This window comes from Deferrisoma palaeochoriense (assembly GCF_054656955.1).
On record NZ_BAAHXI010000166.1, the window covers coordinates 1 to 706 of the forward strand.

At 72.1% G+C, this 706-nt stretch carries 1 pseudogene; it reads right to left on the bottom strand.

What is annotated here, in order from left to right:
- A pseudogene (locus ACYQ8L_RS18550) lies at nucleotides 1–337 on the bottom strand (hypothetical protein); the annotation flags it as partial.
- Nucleotides 338–706 lie beyond the last annotated feature (369 nt).

Here is a 706-nt window from a genome sequence, read left to right on the forward strand (position 1 = left end):
CCGATGCCGGGCCGGCCCGGAGCCCCCGCACCAGAAGCCACGGCGCCAGAACCCCGCCGCACGCGGTGGCCGCCACAAGCCAGGGGATCTCGGCCTTCACCCACGGCGGGCGGCCCCCGCGCCGGCAAAGCGCGAACACGAGGAGACCCGCCCCCGCCCCCAGGTAGAGGGCCCCGGCAAGCCCCAGATCCGAGCCGAACCGGGAGAGCGCCTTGACCGCCGGGACCGAGGCGCCGAAGAGGGCCGCGGCCCCCAGGGGGTAGACGACGGCACGCGCCGAGGCGTGGTGCATGACGGCTAGGCGGCGGGGCGGCCGGGCGGCTTGACAGCGGAACACCCGGTTCGATTCATGCGCGGCTTCCTCCTCTCGATGGGCTGGAGCCGTCCCCAGCCCCCTCGTTCCGGTGGACCCAAGCCCCCCGGCGAGGGTATCCTCCGCGCCCGGAATCGCAACCGGGGATGGGGACGGCCCGCTCTCCAGGGTGCGAAAGAAGATATTCGCACGGGAAAAGGACGCGGACGCCCGGGATGCTCCTGCCGGGCCTTGCAACACCGGGGCTCCCGGCCGGGCTAGGACTCCAGCGTGGGAGAGACCTCCGCGTCAGGTGCCAGAGGACGGACGACAGAGGACAGGGGTTCTCTGACTTCTGACCTCTGCATTCTGGCCCCTGGTACGAAGGCCGCTCCCACAGGTTGGAACAACAGC